Below are 21,110 nucleotides of genomic sequence, written 5' to 3'. Positions count from 1 at the left end.
AAGATGTGCGCATCGGATTACAGAATACACCTGTGAAAGGGATTCTTTTATGCTTAGCACCAGTACCAGGGCGCCAGAGAAAAGGGCAGCGCAAAAGATCAGCAAAGAAAAATATATAGACACAGCCATTATTGCCTGTGTAGTCCTTGAAACTATTATTGTGACGCTGGCGCTTATTCCGGCGCAGTTATGGACACGCTTGCTCCCCCAATCGAGTGGGGCGGCACTCAATGGTCCATTTCCGGCCTCCATCGCGCCTCTGATTACGGCCCTCCTGTATCTCCTTCCCGCGATCATTGGTTTTCTCTGCCGCAACTGGCAAAAGGCCTTGCTTTCCGCGACCCTGCCCGCCTGGATCGGCCTGGGGCTTTTTCTGATTGCCGCAACCTCAAAAGTAGGAATCTTCTATCTTGTCTCAACCGACCATGTAACCGAAAATGTCAGTGTGCTGGAACTCTTCGCGGCATTGGGAAGTATGGGCTGGTTAGCAAGACAAATCTTTAAATTGAGATAAAATAGATCATGCACAAGACGACGTTCAAACGTTTACGACTCATACGTCTAAACGCATTATCGCAGCATGAGCTATTGACATCAATGGAAGAAAAAAACTACATAGCAACACACTCTGAACAAAATGCGAAAAAGGAATTTCATCAGCAGGAGGAGCAAGCAGAACTTCAGATAGGCCAGGCGCCCATACATGAGCAGCCATTGGCATCCGCTCACCAGGCGCAAACGGAGGCAGAGGCCAGGGGCTTGCTACAACGCACACCCAATAGTTATCTCTTAAACCAGGCTTATGGCTTATGGGTCTATATTTCGTGGTTCCTCTTGACTATTATTTTGACGAGTAAACTTCCCAAAGAGCAGTATGGTATTTATGCAGATGTTACCACGGCCTATAACACGATCTTGTATATAGTGGCTTTCGGCTTTGAGGATGCGACCTATACCTATATCCCTCGCGTTTTTGCCGAGCATGGGCGTGCCTCGGCTGGCTGGCTTATTCGCCGTCTTGTGGGCCTGCGTATCCTGGTGTTGATTGTAGTGAGCGCGCTCTTGCTCTACAGCCTGCCTGTTCTGGCCACACTCATCGATCAATTGCACATTCCAGGCAGCCAGGGGACGGTCACAGCCCTGCGCGACCCCTATTTGCGCACCAACCTGGCTCCTTTGACCATCTATATTTTTGGTAGCAGCGTCGCCAGCCTGTTAACGGCGCTCTGTACTGGCCTGATGCGCATGCGCATTGTCTTTATCCTTGGCAGCCTGGTCCAGGTAGCGCTGCTCATTTTTGGTTATATCCTGCTCCAACTGGGCTGGGGAGTCAATGGCGTGCTGTGGATGCTGGGCATCGTCTCGCTGCTCCAAATGGTAGGCTACCTTATCTGGTTGACGCCTTTCCTCTTCCAGCGAGGCGCCCCTGACAGCGTTAAAAGCATTTACAAGCAACCACTACGTCCGCTGTTCACTCTTGGGATGAATGCCTGGCTGACTAACCTGGTTTCGGGCGCGCTACTCAAGCAGATCTCTATCAATCTGCTGAAAATTTTCGCGGTTGGATTGATCGAAATTGGCTACTTTAACCTGGCCTTCCAGCTCGCGGATGCCGCAAATCTCTTGCTGGTGGCCGGTTTTGGTGGCGTCGCAGGCTCGGCCCTGGCGGCGGCCTTCATTGGCAAGAACCATGAGCGTCTTTCCCTCTCCTGGCAGGCTCTGATAAAAATCGAGACCCTCCTGGCCGCTCCAGGACTCATCTTCTGTCTCTTTAGCGCCAATAACCTGGCCACCGCGCTCTACTCCCAGCGCTATAGTGATGTGGGACTGCTCCTCGGCATCTTTGTTTTCTTCAACCTGCTGATGCGCGTCCTGGGAACATATATTCACCAGCCCACGCTCTACGTCGTCGGAAAAGCCCCCCTGGCTGTGCTCAGTCAGTGGATAGGGCTGGGCATCGTCATTGTGATGGGCACGATTCTTATCGGACTTCTGCATATGGGAGCAGCTGGCGCGCTGATCGCCGATGGCGTGGGACGCCTCGCCACAGGTCTATTGATGCTCTTCTTTCTGCGCAAAGATCTGCCACGCAAGTATCCCCTGGCCTTTACACTACGTTTCCTGGCCTCGCTGGTGCTGGCCGCAATTCCCAGCACGCTCTGGCTCACCCTGTTCTGGCAGCCCGGTAACCGCCTGGTCCTGCTTGGCTCGCTGGGAATCTCAGGTGTACTCTTCCTCGCCTGCTGTATCGGTATCCTGAGCCTCCTCAAGCCACTCAATCAGCAGGACATCACACTCCTCAAGAGCATCAAGCCGGGACTGGTCAAATACCTGCGTCACTTTGCACGCTAAAACGGCGTATACAAAGAGAAGCCTCTACGCGATCGTGTAGAGGCTTCCCGTTTTCAGTCCTAAATCCTATTCCTGGCCCTGGAGCACCGCTACCGTTGCCAGTCTGCTTACTCTGCCAGGCGTGGTGACGAGCTATGTGCCACGTCTCCAGCTTCCTCCTCCTCCTCCTCCTCCCACTCATCCACGTATTCATACTCTTCTTCTTCGGCCTGGCGTTGCAGATCTCGCTCGCGCGCGCGCTGCTCGATCGTCTTGAGCCAGCGGATAAAGAGCGGCGACATCACAATTAAGTCGACAATGCCCGGGATAAGCAAGATCGAGCCGCCTACAGCCTGGTCTGAAAAGGGCGAGAGTCCAAGCTGATAGGGGATGATATAGTGAGAGTAGATTGGGACCTCGGTCACCACCAGGAGAAAGGCCAGGATATCGACTGGCTGCCCATCCAGGAAGACGTACAACATCTGCATAGGCAGGCTTAAAGCACGCTGGCCCACCATGGGACCAATGAGGGGCCACCAGTTTAAGAACGAGGCCACAAAAACCAGGGTCAACCAGCCATGATAACCCCCAGCACTGGTCACGCTCCTGCTATATAAGAGCGGCGTATGCCATAATAAGAAGATCAGGTTGAAGAGAATTGAAGCCGTGAGCGGGCGCAAGAGAACCCGCGCCAGCACACGCATAGGAGGCAATGCGAACAGGAGACGCAACATCTCTTCGGGGCAGGCCGCCATAAAAAGCGGCGAGCAGAGGGTGATCAAGATCACCACCTGGGTCATATGCACCGAGAAGAGCTGCGTACGCGCGATAGCATCTATGGGCGAAAAGAACGCTCCGATTGAACAGGCCAATGCCAGCACAAAAAAGATGATATGGCGCGCCTTGACCGGAGAGGCGTGCGCTTCAGATAAAGAGAGACGTCGTAGACGTACCACGCCTACAACATAGAATATCGTGAGAAGAAGCAGAATACAGAGAGCAGGAATGTTCCAGGACCATGCTTGCACCATTGTGAGAAATCTCCAGAAAGCTAACATCTAGCAACAGAACGACGTGTCTGCACCACCTCGTAGTATAGTGCAGAGACATAGTGCATGCAAATCACTACCCTGAAAAAAGTACGTCAAGAGAGGCAGAGGCAATGCATATTGTAATCGCACCACAGTCCCTTAAAGGGAGCCTGAGCGCTATTGAGGCCGGGCAAGCCATTGCAGAAGGCGCGCGAGCCATCTATCCCCAGGCCAGTATCGAGATTATTCCCATCGCGGACGGTGGCGAGGGGACAGCCCAGGCGCTGGCTGATGCAACGGGTGGCCGCATCATAGAGCACACGGTGACTGGTCCACTGGGTGCTCCGGTCAAGGCCTTTTACGCGTTACTGGGTGATGGGCAGACTGCGGTAATAGAGATGGCTGCCAGCGCGGGCCTGCCCCTGGTTGCGGCGGAGGCACGCGATCCACGCATCACGACGACCTATGGTGTGGGGGAGCTGGTTCGTGCAGCCCTCGATGCGGGTTGCCGCCATTTTATTATTGGTCTGGGGGGAAGCGCCACCAACGATGGAGGTGCGGGCATGCTTCAGACCCTGGGCGTGCACTTGCTGGATAGGCAAGGACAAGAGCTTCCTTATGGCGGAGCTGCACTTCGGCGGCTACATCATATTGATATTGAGAACCTGGATGCGCGCCTACAGGAATGTACCTTTGATGTGGCCTGTGATGTCACCAATCCCCTCTGTGGGCCAGAAGGGGCCTCAGCGATCTATGGTCCACAGAAGGGTGCCGATCCCGCCATGGTTGAGGAACTTGACGGCGCGTTAGCGCACTATGCGGAGATCATCGAACGTGATCTAGGCATTGGGGTGAAGGATCTGCCCGGCGCAGGAGCAGCCGGGGGTATGGGCGCGGGGCTGGTTGCCTTCTTGAGGGCGCGTTTGCGTCCGGGGGCACAGATTGTCCTGGAGGCTGTAGCGTTGGAGCAGTATCTCCCCTCGGCGAACCTTGTCATCTCCGCCGAGGGGCGCCTTGATGGACAAACAGCATACGGAAAAAGCGTAGGTGCGGTCGCCCAACTGGCGAAACGCTATCATCTCCCAGTGCTTGTCCTGGCGGGTGGCCTGGGCGAAAATTATCAAGAGGTCTATCAGCTTGGCATAGATGGCCTGATACTTATTCCTGATGGTCCCATGACGCTTGAATATGCGATGCAGCATGCCTATAAGCTGGCACGGGAGGCGACTGAACGCGCCCTCCGCCTCTTCCGAACCGCTCAAGACTATACGAACAAATAATACCGGGGCCGGATCTCAAAATTGCTATTACAAATTGCTATTACTAAAATACTGGTTTGTGGACGTCTTATTACAAGAAAGCAAAATCGTGGTACAATGAGGTATCCCTCGTATACGTACACATTTTCTAGTTGTATTGTTCTTTTTATTACCATTAGCCTCACTAAGTTCCACCTATCTCTCGATGGGATCGACGAAATGTAATTATGAATAGAGAGGCCGATGCCAACCAGGAATGTTCGCCATCGTAGTTTGTCCCATTGTTCTTATTGATTGAGGGAGCATGTTATGCCAGAACAGTCCTACACCACACGTGCTTCGGATATTCAGCGTCTATTGTCTGCCGGTTTCAGTGAAGCCGAGGCCCGTAAGCTCCTCTTCATGCGTGATCATGTTGATGAGCAGATTGAGTACCGCGAGATGCTTGAAGAGAGTCGGCGCCTCAACTTTATTCGCTGGTTACTCGAACACAACCGTATGAGTCGCTAAAGACCTGGTTACGATCAGGACACGGCTTTTCATCATAAATTTGCTTCCTAGAACTCAAAGAAAGGCAGCGGAGATATAATCTCCGCTGCCTTCTTGTTTTGTGCGTGTGGAGTTGAGAGAAGCCATAAGCCGAATTCTGTTCCCGCGCAACCTCTCGATTACACGGGTGGCAATCATCTATCTGGGACACTGATTACTCAGCATCTCAAGCAACCAACCCGAGGGTTGACAGACGAGCCACCTGCTAGCCTCCTCGACGTGCGAGGAAACTATCCCCTCTGCTCGGTCTTGCTCCGGATGGGGTTTGCCCAGCCAGCCGATCACTCGGCTGCTGGTGAGCTCTTACCTCACCATTTCGCCCTTACCTGTGCCCTCACATATGCGCTGAGCACAGGCGGTATGTTTCTGTTGCACTTTCCTTAAGGTCACCCCCACTGGCCGTTAGCCAGCATCCCGCTCTGTGGAGTTCGGACTTTCCTCGCATAGCTGTATGCTACACGCGATTGCCAGGCTTCCTCAAATCCACCGTCGTACAGAGTACCATATCTCTCCTGGATCGTCCAGGGGTAAAGGGATGTGGTGCGTAAAAAACTGGGCGCTGCCCAGTTTTTTACGCACCACATCTGACCCGGAAGGGAGCGCGGCTTGCTATGGGAATATCAGCCACATGGAGATAGATGGATCCAAGGCTCTTCACAGAAGGCAAAGAAGCCTTACGACAAGCATAGTTAAGATGACGACCATGGGGATAGAGTGCCTTGAACAGCATTGCGAACTGGCACAAAACGCGCTAAAATGTCAGCGGTGAATAACTTATTATATAGGGGACCCGGATATCGTTGTCCCTGGTCCCCAAAGTTTCATTCTGGCACATCGTCGCGATACTGATACAAAAGTGCATGATGAGGCTCAAGTGTTGCTAGAGGTATATGAATGCACGAAGAATTGGAAGCTATTCTCGATATACAATTTCATAATCCCAATCTGCTCACCCTTGCCCTCACCCACCGCTCCTATATTTACGAGGCAGCGGGTGAAGGGAGAAGCTCAAATGAACGCCTGGAGTTTCTGGGAGACTCCATTCTCGCTCTCATTAGCGCAGACTTTCTCTACCGCACATTTCCCGACCTGGCGGAGGGCGAATTGACCGATGCCCGTGCAGTCCTGGTGCGCACCGAGACGCTGGCGAACTTTGCGCGTGACATTAACCTGAGCAATTTCCTGCTTATGGGCAAAGGGGAGCAACATAGCGGTGGGGGTCAACGCGTCCTTGCCTCAGCGTTCGAGGCCCTACTAGGCGCGATTTATCTCGATCAGGGATTGGATGCAGTGCAGACATTCCTCCTCAAACGCCTTGAACCTCTGGCTCACACTATCGTCAGGAATCGCCTCTTTAAGGATAATAAGTCGCTCTTTCAAGAACTTGCGCAGGCTCATGACGGTATTACCCCATCCTACCGTCTTGTCAATCAGGAAGGTCCTTCCCACAACCGCGAGTTTACTATCGAGGTACTCCTTGGTGAACAGGTCGCGGGACGAGGCCAGGGGCGCAATAAACAATCTGCGGAACAAGAGGCCGCACGCCAGGCTTTACTCAGCCGGGGATGGATCTCATAGCGAAGTAACCAGTCAGTCCGTTACCCATCCAGGGCGCAATGAAGCGCAGAGGTACGTGCTATGTCCCGTCCGTCGCCGGACAGAGATCTTATTCCGAAACCCAAACCCCCATTCGGGGACAAGCGCGCTCAGGGTTTTCGGAGAAGAAGTAAGAGGGGAAGTAGGGCAGAGTATGCGACTAGAGCCGACACCCAGGCCAGAACAGGTCGTCCGCGTCAACGCAAAGCTCATCACATCCAGCACAATTTTACATTTCTCTTCTGAAGAGCTTGAACATGCAGTCAGTCAGGAACAGGCAGAGAATCCCGCACTCTCGGTGAAAGAACAACGCATCTGCCTCTCCTGTGGCACCCCCCTGTATAGCCAGTATGGGCAGGTATGCGCCGCGTGTGGCAACTTCATACAACAGGAGCAACCCTCCACCACGACCGAGGGACCTCTCCTTTCGCCCGAGAGCGCCCACTGGAATTATCAACAACATACCTTCTTTGATATTGATAACTACGGCTTCGTGGCCATTGATGACGAGGACGCCTTTGATCCCATGGCAAGGATCGCGACCAATGAATCCCTGAGCGAGACCCTCCTGCAACAGCTAGAGGCACTGATCGCGCCCGAGGATGCCTTAATCGCCGAGCAGCTTGTTGGCAATCTGAATGAGCGAGGCTACCTGGAGGTCTCCATTGAGGAGATCGCTACCCATCTCGAAGTGCCTGTAACGCGCGTGAGCTATGTCCTCAAACAGCTTCAGACACTCGAACCACTGGGAATTGGCGCCCGCGATCTACGCGAATGCCTTCTCCTACAACTGGAGGCCCTGGCAGAGGTCGATGATGCACCCGCTCTAACCCAGACGCTGATCACCCACTATCTTGACCAACTGGCCCATAACCAGTTTCACGAGATTGCGCGCCAGCTCAAGGTTCCCGAGGAGAGTGTCAAAGAGGCCTATCACTATATCCGCACCACACTCCACCCCTATCCAGCACAGACCTATAGCGTGACCCAAAGCTATGGACGCTCAAGTCATGGCACAAGTTATATTCGTCCTGACATCATCATTCGCCAGGGAGAAAATGGTCTTGAAATTGAGCTGGTGGAAGAGAGACGCTATCACTTCTCGATTGGCTCACGCTATCCCCTCCCAACCAGCGAGGCCCCCAGCAACGATGTGCAACGCTACATACACTACCATAACGACCGCGCAAAGTTCTTTATTGACTGCGTCCAACGCCGCTGGCAAACGTTGCGCCGCGTCGCAGAGCTGGTCGTCAACTACCAGCGCGAATTTATCGAGAAAGGGGTGCGCTACCTCCGGCCACTCACACGCGCAGAGGTCGCGACGCGCTTAAGCCTGGATGAAGGCACCGTCAGCCGCGCGACAGCTAATAAATACGCCCTGCTCCCTAATGGGCGTCTGCTCCCCCTGGCAGACTTTTTCGATGGCTCGCTGGGAGTCAAGGACATGTTACGCGAACTGATTCACTCTGAGGAGGCGCGCCACCGCTATAGCGACGATGAACTGGCACGCTTGATGACCGCCCAGGGTATTCCCATGGCCCGGCGTACCGTAACCAAGTATCGCGAGGAGATGGGTATAGGTTCTTCACGGGAGCGCAATCGCGCTCCCGTGAAGAACCTATGAATGCCGGGTTCCTGAATACGTTTGCATGTGGCGCTCTCGTTACTTCGCGCGTTCGAGCAATCCCTGAGCGCTTTCAGGATCGACGTAGAGCGTTCGCTCACGCTCATAGACAACCATGCCGGGACCACCACCCTTCATATGGCGCACGTGGCGCTGCAACGTGTAGTCGACCGGGGCATTGGTAATACCACGCGCCTGGCTATAATATGCCGCCAGGCTCGCGGCCTGGTCAATCGTGCTGCGTGGAATCTCACGCCCGGCCGCTTTGACAATGACGTGCGCCCCCGGCACACCACGCGCGTGCAGCCAGACATCATTGCCGCTCGCCTGGTGGAAGGTGACCTCCTCGTTCTGGCGGCTGTTCTTCCCAACCAGGAGCGTAAAGCCTTCGCGGCTCTGGAAGGAGAGCGGCACACCACCACCAGGTGCGGCGGCCTTTCCTTTGGCGCCTTTGCCTCCCTTGGCAGGCTTGCCTTTCTTCGCCGCCTTCAAAGCCTTCTTGTCCAGGGCAGCCTTTCCACGAATGTAGCCCGCCGCCTGGACCTCTGCCTTCACCAGGGCCACCTCAGCGGGCGTTTCAGCCAGCGAGAGATCCAGCAAGAGCTGTTCGATGGTCGCCAGCTCCGCGTTGTTCTGCTCGATCTGATCCGGCAGGAGTTCCAGGGCGCGCCGGAGCTTGTGATACTTGTTGAAGAGGCGGTTGGCGTTGCCTACAGCATCAAAACGGGGGTCCAGGGTCATACTCACCCTGGGTACGTTCCCGCTCTCATCCTCTTCGAAATAGTTCTCCAGCTCGACATTCACCTGGCCTTGCACCACCTCGTGCTGGTGAGCCAGCAACAATTCACCCTGGAGGCGATAGCGCGCCGCCTCTTCGGAGGAGGCCATCTCCTGGCGCAGGAGTTCCGCCTTACGCACACAGCGATCACGCTGCGTCTGGAGTATCTTGCGCACCGGTGAGCGAACCCCGTCCATGGCATCCCGCCACTCGGCGCGCGCGAAATAGTCGTCCAGTACGACATTGATCGAGGGCGACGAGCGGAAGGTGACATCTTCACGGGTCGCGTATTGCTCCAGTTGATAGGCGGCAAAGGCGAGAACCTCTTCGCGGGCCTCCAGCCCCTCGCCTGCCTTCTCACGCACCACCAGTTGCGGCTGCCACTGATGGCTTTCATAGAGCGAGGAGAGATCACGAATGACCCAGGCCAGTTCCTCCCAGGTTGCCTCACTGGTCTCTTCGACCGGCAGCTCGGCGTTCTCTGTCGCCCGGTAGGCCATTTCGCGGGCCAGCAGCGGGCTACATCCCTCCAGGTGGCGCGTCAGCAATTGCCAGAGAGTCGCCTTCGCTGGCCCCTTCTTACGCTTCTTCTGTTGCTCTGTACTCGCCTCTTCTGACTGTTCAGCGGCACAGATCGCCAGTTGGGCCGCCGTCACGGTCAGAGGATCGAGGCGCGGCAACGTCTGACCCGCCAGGGTGCGCTGCTGGGGTGGTGGGGCGACGTAGGGGACATTCGGCGTGATCACGCGATAGCGGTTCACCTCCGCGCTTACACGCTTGAGGCTACCCAGGATCATCCCCCCCTCGTCACAGAAGACAATGTTACTGATACGCCCCATAATCTCAATGATCAGGCGGAAGCGCGTACGCTCCTCGCTCTCGGGCGAGTTGCGATAGCCCGCAATAATCTCAATCACGCGCTCGCCACGTGGCTGCTTGACCGCTTCAATACGTGCGCCTTCCAGGTATTTGCGCAGCAACATCACAAACGCAGGCGGCTCGCTGGCGATGCGAGGGGGTTTACGCGCCGTGATATGCGCACGCGCCAGTTGGGGATGGGCAGAGAAATAGACCCAATAGTTGCGTCCGCCTCCCTGCTCCTCCCCCTGGGGACGGGGGGCATAGCACTGCAACGCCAACGCATACTCAGTAGGCTGAATGATAGTATCGATACGCGCCCCCATCAGCAGCATACGCCACTCATCTGCGACGGCCGCCAGGGTCATGGCATCTACATGCATACGACGTTCCAATCTAGACTTTTGCTGCGCGTAAAAACAAGCAAGCAGCAATGAACAGGCAAGCACATTTTTGCTTTGGTGCAGCCTGCTTCGTGTTGTACAATATCACTAAGCTCTTATTCCGAGACCCAACGTCACTGGCGTGACTAGCGCTTCCCCATTCGGGGACCACCTAACCCCCTTCGGGGGCAAGCGATGGTACGGCAAGCACGCTCAAGGTGTCGGATCAGTAGTAATGAGCGTTGCACTTTAGTGGTGATCGCCTCTTGCCGAATAGCTATTGTAGAGGGGTAGAGACACCACTGTCAAAATACGCTCGCTGATGCACCACAGTATAACAAAGTGTTGGCTGTTCGTACATCAACCCTCAAAACATCCAGATCTGCCGGGAAGAGAAACATGCATATTGAGACAGGTTCTACCGTACCTCAACCATCTGATAAATCACATCTCTATACCTCTCATAAACGTGGTCTTCTGTTTGTGCTTTCAGCCCCCTCAGGGACAGGAAAAGATACGGTTATTCAAGCGCTCAAAGCGCAAGGGATGGACTTTCACGTGGTGGCGTCCGTTACCACACGTGCTCCCCGCGCCGGGGAGAGCGAGGGCAACCCTTATCACTTTGTGAACCAAGACACATTTGATCAACTGGTAGCCAATGATGAATTACTTGAGTATGCCAACGTACATGGTAACTGGTACGGACAACCCAAGCAACAGATTCGCGACCATCTGAGTCAAGGGCGTGATGTCCTGCTCAAGATAGATGTTCAGGGAGCGGCAACCATTCGCCACAAGCTTTCTGAAGCAATCTTTCTATTTCTGGTTCCCGGCTCATTTGAAGAGCTTGCCTACCGCCTGACCAGGCGGCAGACAGAGACAGAGGATGAGAGACAACGTCGTCTTCTTGATGCTCAAACAGAACTGGCACAACGCGATCACTATGACTATGTCGTAGAGAACCGCCAGGGATATCTAGACAAAGCTGTCGAGCAGGTACGCGCCATTATACTTGCTGAGCACTGTCGCACACAACCCAGATATGTCACGCTTTAGCACCTGACAATAGAAGGAGGATTGCTTTGGAAGAACGTTTTGAACAGTCCGGGACACGCGAACGCAACCTGGGCATGGAATTGATACGCGTCACTGAAGCCGCTGCCCTGAGCGCTGGTCGCTGGATGGGTAAAGGCAATAAAGAGATGGTAGACCAGGCGGCCGTCGATGCCATGCGTCATGCCGTCGATGGTGTCGATATGGACGGCGTCGTCGTCATCGGCGAGGGCGAAAAAAGACGAGGCCCCCATGCTCTACATCGGCGAGCACGTCGGCAATGGGCATAAGCCCGAAGTAGATGTCGCCGTTGATCCCGTCGATGGCACGCGCCTGCTGGCGCTCGGTTTGCCTGGCGCCTTGGCCGTGGTCGCGACAGCAGAACGTGGCACGATGTACTCTGCCCCTCCTGGAGTCTTCTACATGGAGAAGATCGCGGTCGGACCCGCCATGCGCAACGCTATCGACATCAATGCGCCCGTCGCAGTCAACCTGGACAGGATCGCGCGCGCACGCGAGGCACGCATCGACGACCTGACAGTGGCCATCCTGGACCGCCCGCGCCACGCTGAGATTATTCGCCAAGTACGCGAAGTGGGGGCTCGCATTCGCCTTATTGGTGATGGTGATGTCGCCGCCGCCATCCAGGCCGCGATGGAAGATTACCGCGGTATCGACGTCTTGCTAGGTATTGGTGGCGCGCCTGAAGCGGTTCTCGCCGCGGCTGCTATTAAATGTATCGGGGGCGAGATTCAGTGTAAGATCTGGCCACGCAACGACCAGGAGCGTGAGAAGCTCAAGGCCGATGGCATTGATCTCAGCCAGATCTATCGCACCGATGACCTGGTCAAGGGCAACGACGTGGCCTTCGCGGCCACAGGCATTACTACGGGTGAACTGCTCGATGGCGTCCAGTATTTCGGCTGGGGCGCACGCACCTCCTCCGTGATGATGCGTTCCCGCTCTGGCACGGTTCGCTATATCCAGGCCCGCCACAAGTGGCGCAAATCCAGCCAGGCCCAGTAAAGTTGTGGGTGTGATACGGGTTGGCTGCCGAAGGCAGCCAACCCGTATCACACCCACTCCAGTGAATGCCGCATCACACTCTTTTGTCTCTACAGGCGGCGCAAGCGCTCAATGACGGCGTCGGCAACCTGTGATGTTCCCACCGCCGTGGGATCGTCTGGGCGTGGCTTGAGATCATAGGTCACATACTTTCCTTCCGCGATCACCTGCATTAAGGCCTTCTCCAGGCGCACAGCGGCCTCTTTCTCGCCCAGGTGCCGCAACATCATGACCCCGGAAAACATCATCGCCATCGGGTTGACCTTATTCTGACCCGCATACTTAGGCGCACTCCCATGTACCGGCTCAAACACCGCATACTGGCTCCCAATATTCGCCCCAGGAGCCACTCCCAGGCCACCAATCAAGCCTGCCGAGAGATCTGAAATAATATCACCATACAGGTTAGGCAATACAAGCACATCATACATCTCTGGCTTCTGCACCAGTTGCATACACATATTATCCACGATACGATCCTCGTGCTGAATATCGGGATACTCCTTCGCGACCTCGTGAGCCGTCGCGAGAAAGAGGCCATCAGAGAGGCGCATAATGTTTGCCTTATGCACAATCGTGACCTTGCGCCGGTCATTGGTACGCGCATAGTCGAAGGCGAAGCGCACAATGCGTCGCGTCGCCAGCACAGAGATATACTTGATGCTCAACGCGGAATGAGGATCGAGTTTCTGCCCTGTGGTGCGCTCAATAAGCTCTAATAACTCTTCCTGGTGCGATGTCCCACGCTGAAACTCAATACCCGCGTAGAGGTCTTCCGTATTCTCGCGTACAATGACGAGATCAATATTCTCATAGCGCGAGCGCAGGCCAGGATAGGTTTTGGCGGGCCGCAAGTTCGCGTAGAGATCTAGCTTCTTGCGCAACGTCACATTCGCGCTGCGTTGACCGCGCCCTACAGGAGTAGTGATTGGCCCCTTTAATCCCACCTTCGTCCGCTTAATCGATTCTAGCACATCATCAGGCAGAACCGTCCCCTGCTTCTCCAGCATCTCGCTTCCAGCCTGACGCACATCCCACTCAAATTCGATCCCGGTGGCCTCGAGCACGCGCCTTGTAGCTGTTGTAATTTCCGGACCTGTGCCATCCCCCGGTATCAAGGTTACGGTGTGCGGCATGGGCATGAATAGTCCTCCACAAAAATGCCATCCAGAAAGGTGGAATCTTATTCCACAAAATATGTCAACTTTCTGTGATTATATCACTTTTAGGCGATCTCTGGTATGAAAGGCAGAATACCCATCAAGGCCTCACAAAGGTCATGCATACCCTGCTCGGGGAAGGCTGATGAGTGCCGTCCACGCGCCTATAAAAAAGAAAGCGCCCCAGGAGCAGGCGGATACCTGCTCCTGGGGGCGTGGTATACATTGGCTACTCCGTGGGGAGGGTCGCTGTTTTTTTGCTGGCCGCCGTGGCACGCTTGGTCGTAGTATTCTTGGCCGTAGAACTCTTGGCAGCGGTTTTCCTGGTTGCGGCTTTCTTAGCCGGTGCTTTCTTCACACTGGCGGTGGTATTCGTCTTTTTGCTTGTGCTGGTGGCTTTCCTGGTGGTGGTCACCGAGGTCTTTTTGCGCGTGGCGGTCTTGCCATTAGCGCTCGCCTGTGCCTCATCCTCAGTCGAGGCCGCACTGGCAGCCGATTTTTTACTCCGCGTCGCAGTCGTCTTTTTGGCGGCTGAGCCATCGGGTGTAGGCTGCTCCTCCGTCTTCCGCTGGGGCAGGATGACCTCGTTATAGCAGACAGGGTCCTGGCCAACCTTCGGTATTACCATCAGGCCACCGCAGTTGGGGCAGGGATTGGGCGCGGGTTTCTCCCAGATGGCAAAATTACAGGTTGGGTAATTGTTGCACCCGTAGAAGAGCCGCTTGCGCTGCTTCGTCTTGCGCTCTACCAGGTCGCCACCACACTGGGGACAGAGCGCCCCAGTCTTATTGACAAACGAGCGACGATAGCGGCATTCAGGGAAACCAGAGCAAGAGATGAAGCGCCCGAAGCGCCCGTTACGAATGACGAGGTGACGTCCACAGTCGGGGCAGAGTTCATCCATCTCCTCAACCGGAGCCTGCACCCTATCCATCTCCGCTTCGGCCTTTTCCATGGTGACCTTGAAATCGCCATAGAAGTTGCGCAGGAACTCGATCCAGGAACGGCGTCCCTCCTCTACATCGTCGAGTTTACGCTCCATATCCGCGGTAAAGTTGGTATCGACAATGTCGGGGAAGTGTTTATTCATCACCTCATTGACCGTCGCACCTAACCAGGTCGGCATGAAGCGTCGCTGCTCTTGTTCCGCATAGCCACGATCCTGAAGCGTACTAATGATCGGGACATAGGTACTTGGACGCCCGATACCTTGCTCCTCAAGCTCTTTAATCAGGCTAGCTTCGGTAAAGCGGGGCGGGGGCTGCGTAAAGTGCTGCTCCGGTTTGAGCCCATGAAAATCCAGGTCCTCGCCAACCTTCATAGTTGGCAAGAGTTTCTCGTCCTCCTCACGCGGCCAGACGGCGTAGAAGCCCGGAAATTTCAAGTTCGAACCCGTCGCGCGGAAGACGTACTGCCTGGCACCAATATCCGCACGCACGGTATCAAAGATGGCGGGAGCCATAAAGCTCGCAACAAAGCGATTCCAGATCAGCGTATAGAGCTTATACTGCTCGGGCGAGAGGTAGGACTTCACGCTCTTTGGTGTCAGCGAGACATCGGTTGGGCGAATGGCTTCGTGCGCGTCCTGCGTTGTGGCCTTGGCCTTGCTGGTGCGCCCTCCGCCGACATACTCCTGACCGTATTCCTGCGAGATAAAGCCCTTCACCATCTTCTGAGCCTCGTCAGAGATACGTGTTGAGTCTGTACGCATGTAGGTAATCAAGCCCTGGTGCCCACGCTCGCCCAGTTCGATACCCTCATACAACTGCTGTGCCAGGCTCATCGTCCGCTTCGGCTTAAAATAGAGGCGCGAAGAGGCATCCTGCTGCATAGTACTGGTCGTATAGGGGAAAGGTGGCTGGCGACGCTGCTCGCGCTCCTCATATTTCAGGACACTATAGGTCGCGCCCTTGAGATCGGAGAGAATCGTATCGGCCTCCTCTTTAGAAGAGACCTTGATACGGCCTTTCTTCACAGCCTTGCTGCCACTGGCAGCGGCAGGACTCTCCTCGCCCTCAGTTGACGACTCAGAGGCATTCAAGGCCTCCAGGTCATTTAAGCGCGCGATCAATGATGCTTCGAAACGCTCGGGACGCTGCTGTTTACTGAGCGTCGCAATAATGCTCCAATACTCGTCAGGCACAAAGGCCTGAATCTCGGCCTCGCGATCACAGATCAAGCGCAGGGCGACTGACTGGACACGGCCAGCACTGGTACCAGACTGGACACGCCGCCAGAGCAGGGGACTAATTTTATACCCGACCAGGCGATCCAGCACGCGTCGCGCCTGCTGGGCGTTAAACAGATCTTCATTAATACGGCGCGGCTGCTTGATAGCTTCTTGCACAGCGCGCTTGGTAATTTCATGGAAGACCGCACGATGAGGATTTTTCAAGCCCAATACATTTTGGAGTGACCAGGCAATAAACTCGCCTTCACGATCCGGGTCGGGCGCAAGGAACACTTCATCCGCGCGCTTGGAAGCCGCCTTAAGCTCATCGATCAGGCGGTCTTTTTTCTCGATCACCTCATACTTGGGCGTAAAGTCTTTGCGCGTATTAACTCCCAACCCCTTTTTCGGCAAATCAACAATATGGCCCATTGAGGCCCGGACCTCGAAGTCTCGCCCCAAGAATTTTTCAATGGTCTTTGCCTTGGCTGGCGACTCTACAATCACTAATTTCTTTGCCATCGACCTTATCCCCGACCTTCGTTATTTCTCAGCTTGACTACCATAAACCATGCACAACAATCTTCCTTCAGTCGAAACACGCAAATACCTGATGAATATTTCCAAAGCATAGAATAGCATAGTCTGACAAGTCGCTACCCTATACTAGCAAAATCGTCGGGTAACCGCAAAAATTTTCTTAAGAAGCATACCACATTCTGGCAAGAGGGCCATCTCTTGACCCCCAAGGAACTTACATGCTATTCTGCATTCAGCCATACTATAAATAAGATACAATACACAGCGCTGACTCGGAGGGAGAATATGCGAAAGAATAAATCGTCTCAGCCAGTGGAACAGGAGCGGAACACATCGGAAAGAGAAGAGACCGCGAATCGCACATCGCTTACCCGGACCCGGCGTAACCTACAGAGTCAGCTATCAACCAGGTCTCAGGGTAAGCAATTACGCGCAGGACTGGCCGTGGTCGCGGGCCGCACCGCGGGCGCCCTCAGTCGCCGTCTCCATGTCGGTGGAGGCACGAGCATTGTTGGCATCGTGGCTCAGCGCATGTATCCAGGTATTGTAGAACACCTGGCAACCCAGCTTGAACATGGCAGTATCATTGTCACTGGTACTAATGGTAAGACAACGACGAGTGGCTTCATCGCGAACATCATCCGCGATGCGGGTCTGCGCGTCTGGCACAATAAAGAAGGCTCCAACCTGATGCGCGGCATCGCCAGTTCCCTGGTCATCCGTGCCCTCCCGAGCGGAAAGCTCAAACGCTCTGGCAAGGCTATCTCCATTCTGGAGGTCGATGAGGCCACGCTCCCCCAGGTCACACAGGCCATCACCCCGCGTGTACTCCTCTTTAACAACCTCTTTCGCGATCAACTGGACCGCTATGGCGAGGTTGACAGCATCTCCAGTCAGTGGCAGAAGACGCTGCAAAACCTGCCCACAAGTACCATCCTGGTCTTAAATGCCGACGACCCAACCACGGCGCAGTTGGGAAGAGATTTCGCGGGACAGGTCGTGTACTATGGAGTTGATGATCTCTCTCTGGACCTGAGCCACAAGCAGGAGAATGAGCAACACCAGGTCATTGATAGCCGCACCTGCCCCCTATGTGGCGAGGAATATGTCTATGACGCACGTTTCTATAGCCATATTGGGCACTACCATTGCCCTAATGGGGACTGGTCGCGTCCGCAGCCACAGGTACGGGTCACAAAAATCCAGCCCGAAAGCTTCGACCGCCAGCGTTTACATATCGCCATTGGTGACACAGAACATGAACTTGTCGTACCACTGCCTGGGATTTACAATATCTATAATACGCTAGGCGCCATCGCAGTTGCCGAGGCCATCAACTTACCCTGGATACCTATGCAAACGGGTATTGAACGCTTCAAGCCGGTCTTTGGCCGGGGCGAAAGCATTGATGTCGAAGGACGCACCATTCGCTTGCTGCTTGCCAAAAATCCAACTGGTTTCAATGAGGTGCTGAGAACCCTCTTTAGTCCTACAAGAGAAGAGGAGCATACGGCACTTACTACCGAGGTAAGTATAACCCACTCTACACACGCAGGCGAAACAACAACGGGCACCACTGTTGAATCCAGCCAGCCAGAGAAGCCAACTGAAGTGACTTCATTGCCAGCTCCAGATAAGCGGCATGTGTTCTTTGTGCTTAATGATAACACCGCGGACGGGCGAGATATTTCCTGGATCTGGGACGTAGATTTTGAGAGGGCTGTGGGCAATGTTGCCTCGGTCACCATTTCAGGGACGCGCGCACGCGATCTGATGCTCCGTCTCAAGTACGCTGGCATCGCCGAAACGCAGATGAGGCTTATTCCCTCCACGCCACTACGCGCGGAGCGTGAGAAACATATGTCCAGGCGCAAACGCTCACGTGCGAAAGGACAAGCAGAAGGGAGCGAGAGTTACCCTGCTGGCCCCTCCACACGTGTCTATGGTGTTCAACAAGCAATACGCATTGCCCTGGAGCAAACACCTGAGAGGGAGACATTGTTTGTAGTTCCAACGTATACTGGATTATTAGAAATTCATCGTCTTTTAGAAGAGCAGGGCCTCGCACCCCGCTACTGGGAAGGAAGAGACGCATGACGCACGCTTCCGTCAAGCCTCTCACGCTGACCCTCGGGCACCTCTATCCAGATCAATTGAATCTGTATGGTGACCGTGGCAATATTATGACGCTTCAACGCCGGTGCCAGGCTCGCGGCATTGAACTTCGCGTTGTTGGCTTGGGCATTGGAGATGCCCTGGCTCCCGATGAGTATGATATGCTCTTTATCGGGGGCGGGCAGGATAAAGAACAGGCGCCCGTTGCCCAGGATCTCTATGATCTCAAAGGCATCGGCTTATGGGCGGCCGTAGAAGATGATATGCCTGTTCTTGCGGTATGTGGCGGCTTTCAGCTGCTGGCGCACTACTATCGACCCGCGGAGGGGCCAGACATGCGTGGGCTGGGCGTTTTTGATGCCTGGACCCTGCACAAGGGGAAACGCGTCCCTCGCTGTATTGGCGATATTGCTCTCAATTGGAATGGTTCCACACTGGTGGGCTTTGAGAATCATGGTGGTCGCACCTACCTGGGTACGGCCAAACCCCTGGGAAAAGTACTCAAAGGCTCTGGCAATAACGCCGAGGATCATACCGAGGGAGCCATTTACCGCAACGCTTATGGCACCTATCTGCATGGCTCACTCCTGCCCAAAAATCCGCACTTCGCGGACCATTTACTCTCACTGGCACTCAAACGTAAATATGGTGGCGAATATTACCGCGTTGTAGCCGAGGCTCCTTCCGCGAGCAATGGCTATTCGTCGGCGACTCTCCCTGAAAAGTCTGGAGAAACATCTGGAGAATCAATAATGGTGGCGGCAGTTATGGAGGAGGAACCGCTCTCGCCTCCCTCCTTCCAACTCGCACCATTGGATGATAGACTGGAGTGGGAAGCCCACGCCTATATTCTTGAGCGTCTTGGCCTGCATCATGCCGCCGCAGCCACCATACGCGCCCATATACAGGAGTAGGTGCTTCTCCTCGTCACTAAGGATGGAGTTATGAGCACAGATCGGTCTCTGGCGCGTTGCTCGTTTTGCGGACGCCATGCCTCAGAGGTAAAGCATCTTGTCGCAGGACCTGGAGCAGCCTACATCTGCGATGAATGCCTACAATTGTGTAATGAAATATTGAAGGACCCTGCTCCATTCTCGCCTCAAGCCCTGGAACTGGCCTCGCGCCCTCCAGTAGTCGTTGCTGCCCCGCAAACCACGCCCACTCCTGATAAGGAGAGCGCTCCGCCTGCCCCCCAGCATAAGCCACATCGCGTCATCACGCTCGAAGTTGAGCAAAAGCAGCAGGGGATGACGCTGCTCCTCCAGCAGCTCTGCTATTATGCGCAACACTTTGAAATCCATTATCTCTGGATTCGCCCTCCATTCCCTGCTGGCTTCGCCTTCGTGCCACGCCTCATCTTCTCGCTGCATGCCGACACTGGCGCGCAATGGGCCGGAGATCGTGGAGGCATGATCGTGGCCCGCACAGACCTGGGCAATGATCCAGAGCATACCGTGTACCAGGGAAGTGCGCGATTCCGCCCGCTCCCAGAGCCAGAGGTAAAGCAGCTACTTGTGCGAGCAGCCGATCCCCTTGGTCAATTCGAGACGCCAATTCTGCCTCCCTGGGAATTTGAAGTCCACATTCCCTAGAGGTCCGATGCTGCTAAATACAGGATGTGGGTGTGGTGAGGGGGCAATTGCCCCTCACCACACCCACATCCTTTGCTCTTGTAAGCGCCATAGGCGCGAAAACGTACGTTGAAAGTAGATTTTGTAAAGCCTTTGTATATGGCACTGACCAGCCCTTATTCCATAGCTGGAATTAACAAGCCATAGCCGCCCTGCTCCAGGCGATACATCACATTAACGCTACTGGTCTCCTCATTATAAAACGGGTAGTACGAAACGCCATCCTTCTCCATCAGCGCAATTACTTCTTTGTCGGTCATCGACCTGGTTGGTAGGCTCTTGATCTCAACAATTTTTGACCAGATCTGCTCGTTCTCTTGCTCCTCCATCATGAGCTGGTCAATAGCAGGCTCCTCTGTAGGAGAGTGTAGCTCCTCTTCAAGAGAAGAGAGCCGCCCGGTACGTGAAAGTTCAAGCGTCTTAATCCCAGGTGTCTGGTGCTGGCGACGTCGCGTCAAACGATCTTTTTCACGACCAAGTTGATACTCGATTTTATCTATAGCAATATCGAGCGCTGCATTTGCGTTGGGGGCGCGTTCCTCGCTACGCGCGGCATGCACATGTCCATGTGCGGGAAGGGAGATTTGTACTGAGAAGCGATCCTGTGCGCTTTTGGTCTGCTCTTCCGCAACCGTAACTTGCACAAGTACGTCCTCATCAATTAAGCGGGAGAGGCGCTGAATTTTGCGCTCAATACGCTGGCGCAACTGTGAGGAGACGTGCATCTGTCGGCCTTTGATGATGATCTGCATAGTGTCCTTCCTCTTTCCGATCCTACAACACAACACAACAAACGGAACAGAAGATTCTCGCCGAAGGTAGATGTACAGACATATTATACATCATTTCCCAAAGAGAAAAGAAACATATTGCAGCAAAATTACCAAGAAGCCTTTTAAAAAGCTACGTTTAGCTTTTCTCAATTCCGAGAGCCCCGTAAGCACGAGAACTTCCGCTCACGCCC

General features: G+C 54.6%; 15 protein-coding genes, 1 other RNA gene and 1 pseudogene. 11 read left to right on the top strand and 6 right to left on the bottom strand.

What is annotated here, in order from left to right; genetic code table 11:
* The first annotated feature begins 49 nt into the window (after positions 1 to 49).
* Together JMJ16_RS29770 and JMJ16_RS29765 are read left to right on the top strand one after the other, a co-directional pair.
* Positions 50 to 514, top strand: a complete 465-nt coding sequence (locus tag JMJ16_RS29770) for a hypothetical protein (protein WP_201387497.1) — start codon at positions 50 to 52, stop codon at positions 512 to 514.
* Positions 515 to 597: 83 nt separating this feature from the next.
* On the top strand, positions 598 to 2,352 hold the full coding sequence (locus JMJ16_RS29765) for an oligosaccharide flippase family protein (RefSeq protein WP_201387495.1): 1,755 nt from the start codon (positions 598 to 600) through the stop codon (positions 2,350 to 2,352).
* A gap of 107 nt (positions 2,353 to 2,459) precedes the next feature.
* On the opposite strand, the gene JMJ16_RS29760 is transcribed toward JMJ16_RS29765, so the two are convergent.
* Entirely contained in the window at positions 2,460 to 3,362 is a 903-nt protein-coding gene (locus JMJ16_RS29760; protein WP_201387493.1) for a cytochrome c oxidase assembly protein, read from the bottom strand.
* A gap of 131 nt (positions 3,363 to 3,493) precedes the next feature.
* On the opposite strand from JMJ16_RS29760, the gene JMJ16_RS29755 reads away from it, so the two are divergent.
* Together JMJ16_RS29755 and JMJ16_RS29750 are read left to right on the top strand one after the other, a co-directional pair.
* On the top strand, positions 3,494 to 4,642 hold the full coding sequence (locus JMJ16_RS29755) for a glycerate kinase (protein WP_201387491.1): 1,149 nt from the start codon (positions 3,494 to 3,496) through the stop codon (positions 4,640 to 4,642).
* A 288-nt stretch (positions 4,643 to 4,930) separates the two neighbouring features.
* A complete protein-coding gene (locus JMJ16_RS29750; RefSeq protein ID WP_007905871.1) occupies positions 4,931 to 5,131 on the top strand; it encodes a hypothetical protein in 201 nt (66 codons plus the stop codon).
* Between the two features lie 109 nt (positions 5,132 to 5,240).
* Here the strand turns inward: JMJ16_RS29750 and rnpB are convergent.
* An RNA gene (rnpB, locus tag JMJ16_RS29745) (RNase P RNA component class A) lies at positions 5,241 to 5,650 on the bottom strand.
* Positions 5,651 to 6,064: 414 nt separating this feature from the next.
* On the opposite strand from rnpB, the gene rnc reads away from it, so the two are divergent.
* Positions 6,065 to 6,748 (top strand): ribonuclease III, encoded by a 684-nt coding sequence (rnc, locus tag JMJ16_RS29740; protein WP_007905931.1) that lies wholly within the window; start codon positions 6,065 to 6,067, stop codon positions 6,746 to 6,748.
* 172 nt (positions 6,749 to 6,920) lie between these two features.
* A complete protein-coding gene (gene rpoN, locus JMJ16_RS29735) occupies positions 6,921 to 8,393 on the top strand; it encodes an RNA polymerase factor sigma-54 (protein ID WP_201387489.1) in 1,473 nt (490 codons plus the stop codon).
* 39 nt (positions 8,394 to 8,432) lie between these two features.
* Here the strand turns inward: rpoN and JMJ16_RS29730 are convergent, their stop codons facing one another.
* Positions 8,433 to 10,412, bottom strand: coding sequence for an NFACT family protein (locus tag JMJ16_RS29730; RefSeq protein WP_201387487.1), 1,980 nt, complete (start codon positions 10,410 to 10,412; stop codon positions 8,433 to 8,435).
* A gap of 399 nt (positions 10,413 to 10,811) precedes the next feature.
* Here JMJ16_RS29730 and gmk point away from each other — a divergent pair, with 399 nt between their 5' ends.
* On the top strand, positions 10,812 to 11,468 hold the full coding sequence (gmk, locus tag JMJ16_RS29725) for a guanylate kinase (RefSeq protein ID WP_201387485.1): 657 nt from the start codon (positions 10,812 to 10,814) through the stop codon (positions 11,466 to 11,468).
* Between the two features lie 74 nt (positions 11,469 to 11,542).
* Positions 11,543 to 12,491, top strand: a pseudogene (glpX, locus tag JMJ16_RS29720) (class II fructose-bisphosphatase).
* 89 nt (positions 12,492 to 12,580) lie between these two features.
* Here glpX and JMJ16_RS29715 read toward each other — a convergent pair.
* Positions 12,581 to 13,666 carry an isocitrate/isopropylmalate dehydrogenase family protein gene (locus JMJ16_RS29715; RefSeq protein WP_374229128.1) on the bottom strand — a complete coding sequence of 362 codons (1,086 nt, stop codon included), beginning with the start codon at positions 13,664 to 13,666 and terminating at the stop codon, positions 12,581 to 12,583.
* Between the two features lie 253 nt (positions 13,667 to 13,919).
* Entirely contained in the window at positions 13,920 to 16,382 is a 2,463-nt protein-coding gene (gene topA / locus JMJ16_RS29710) for a type I DNA topoisomerase (protein WP_201387481.1), read from the bottom strand.
* Between the two features lie 303 nt (positions 16,383 to 16,685).
* Here topA and JMJ16_RS29705 point away from each other — a divergent pair, with 303 nt between their 5' ends.
* Genes JMJ16_RS29705 through JMJ16_RS29695 form a run of 3 tightly spaced genes read left to right on the top strand, consistent with a single transcriptional unit; the run spans position 16,686 to position 20,107 of the window.
* Positions 16,686 to 18,497 (top strand): Mur ligase family protein, encoded by a 1,812-nt coding sequence (locus JMJ16_RS29705; protein ID WP_201387479.1) that lies wholly within the window; start codon positions 16,686 to 16,688, stop codon positions 18,495 to 18,497.
* On the top strand, positions 18,494 to 19,429 hold the full coding sequence (locus JMJ16_RS29700; protein ID WP_201387477.1) for a type 1 glutamine amidotransferase: 936 nt from the start codon (positions 18,494 to 18,496) through the stop codon (positions 19,427 to 19,429). Before JMJ16_RS29705 ends, JMJ16_RS29700 begins: the two co-directional genes overlap by 4 nt.
* 30 nt (positions 19,430 to 19,459) lie before the next feature.
* Positions 19,460 to 20,107 carry a ClpX C4-type zinc finger protein gene (locus JMJ16_RS29695; protein ID WP_201379406.1) on the top strand — a complete coding sequence of 216 codons (648 nt, stop codon included), beginning with the start codon at positions 19,460 to 19,462 and terminating at the stop codon, positions 20,105 to 20,107.
* A gap of 155 nt (positions 20,108 to 20,262) precedes the next feature.
* Here JMJ16_RS29695 and hpf read toward each other — a convergent pair whose 3' ends face one another.
* Positions 20,263 to 20,898 carry a ribosome hibernation-promoting factor, HPF/YfiA family gene (gene hpf / locus JMJ16_RS29690; RefSeq protein ID WP_201387475.1) on the bottom strand — a complete coding sequence of 212 codons (636 nt, stop codon included), beginning with the start codon at positions 20,896 to 20,898 and terminating at the stop codon, positions 20,263 to 20,265.
* Positions 20,899 to 21,110 lie beyond the last annotated feature (212 nt).

This window comes from Ktedonobacter sp. SOSP1-52, from assembly GCF_016587395.1.
This window is presented reverse-complemented; position numbering and strand designations above follow the sequence as displayed.

What these genes read in the sequence shown, in the direction of transcription:
- gmk (WP_201387485.1), top strand. Translation starts at nt 10,812, where the DNA reads ATGCATATTGAGACAGGTTCTACCGTACCTCAACCATCTGATAAATCA.
- rpoN (WP_201387489.1), top strand. Translation starts at nt 6,921, where the DNA reads ATGCGACTAGAGCCGACACCCAGGCCAGAACAGGTCGTCCGCGTCAAC.
- JMJ16_RS29760 (WP_201387493.1), bottom strand. Translation starts at nt 3,362, where the DNA reads ATGGTGCAAGCATGGTCCTGGAACATTCCTGCTCTCTGTATTCTGCTT.
- JMJ16_RS29695 (WP_201379406.1), top strand. Translation starts at nt 19,460, where the DNA reads ATGAGCACAGATCGGTCTCTGGCGCGTTGCTCGTTTTGCGGACGCCAT.
- topA (WP_201387481.1), bottom strand. Translation starts at nt 16,382, where the DNA reads ATGGCAAAGAAATTAGTGATTGTAGAGTCGCCAGCCAAGGCAAAGACC.
- JMJ16_RS29700 (WP_201387477.1), top strand. Translation starts at nt 18,494, where the DNA reads ATGACGCACGCTTCCGTCAAGCCTCTCACGCTGACCCTCGGGCACCTC.
- JMJ16_RS29755 (WP_201387491.1), top strand. Translation starts at nt 3,494, where the DNA reads ATGCATATTGTAATCGCACCACAGTCCCTTAAAGGGAGCCTGAGCGCT.
- JMJ16_RS29715 (WP_374229128.1), bottom strand. Translation starts at nt 13,666, where the DNA reads ATGCCGCACACCGTAACCTTGATACCGGGGGATGGCACAGGTCCGGAA.
- JMJ16_RS29730 (WP_201387487.1), bottom strand. Translation starts at nt 10,412, where the DNA reads ATGCATGTAGATGCCATGACCCTGGCGGCCGTCGCAGATGAGTGGCGT.
- JMJ16_RS29705 (WP_201387479.1), top strand. Translation starts at nt 16,686, where the DNA reads ATGCGAAAGAATAAATCGTCTCAGCCAGTGGAACAGGAGCGGAACACA.
- hpf (WP_201387475.1), bottom strand. Translation starts at nt 20,898, where the DNA reads ATGCAGATCATCATCAAAGGCCGACAGATGCACGTCTCCTCACAGTTG.
- JMJ16_RS29765 (WP_201387495.1), top strand. Translation starts at nt 598, where the DNA reads ATGGAAGAAAAAAACTACATAGCAACACACTCTGAACAAAATGCGAAA.
- JMJ16_RS29770 (WP_201387497.1), top strand. Translation starts at nt 50, where the DNA reads ATGCTTAGCACCAGTACCAGGGCGCCAGAGAAAAGGGCAGCGCAAAAG.
- rnc (WP_007905931.1), top strand. Translation starts at nt 6,065, where the DNA reads ATGCACGAAGAATTGGAAGCTATTCTCGATATACAATTTCATAATCCC.
- JMJ16_RS29750 (WP_007905871.1), top strand. Translation starts at nt 4,931, where the DNA reads ATGCCAGAACAGTCCTACACCACACGTGCTTCGGATATTCAGCGTCTA.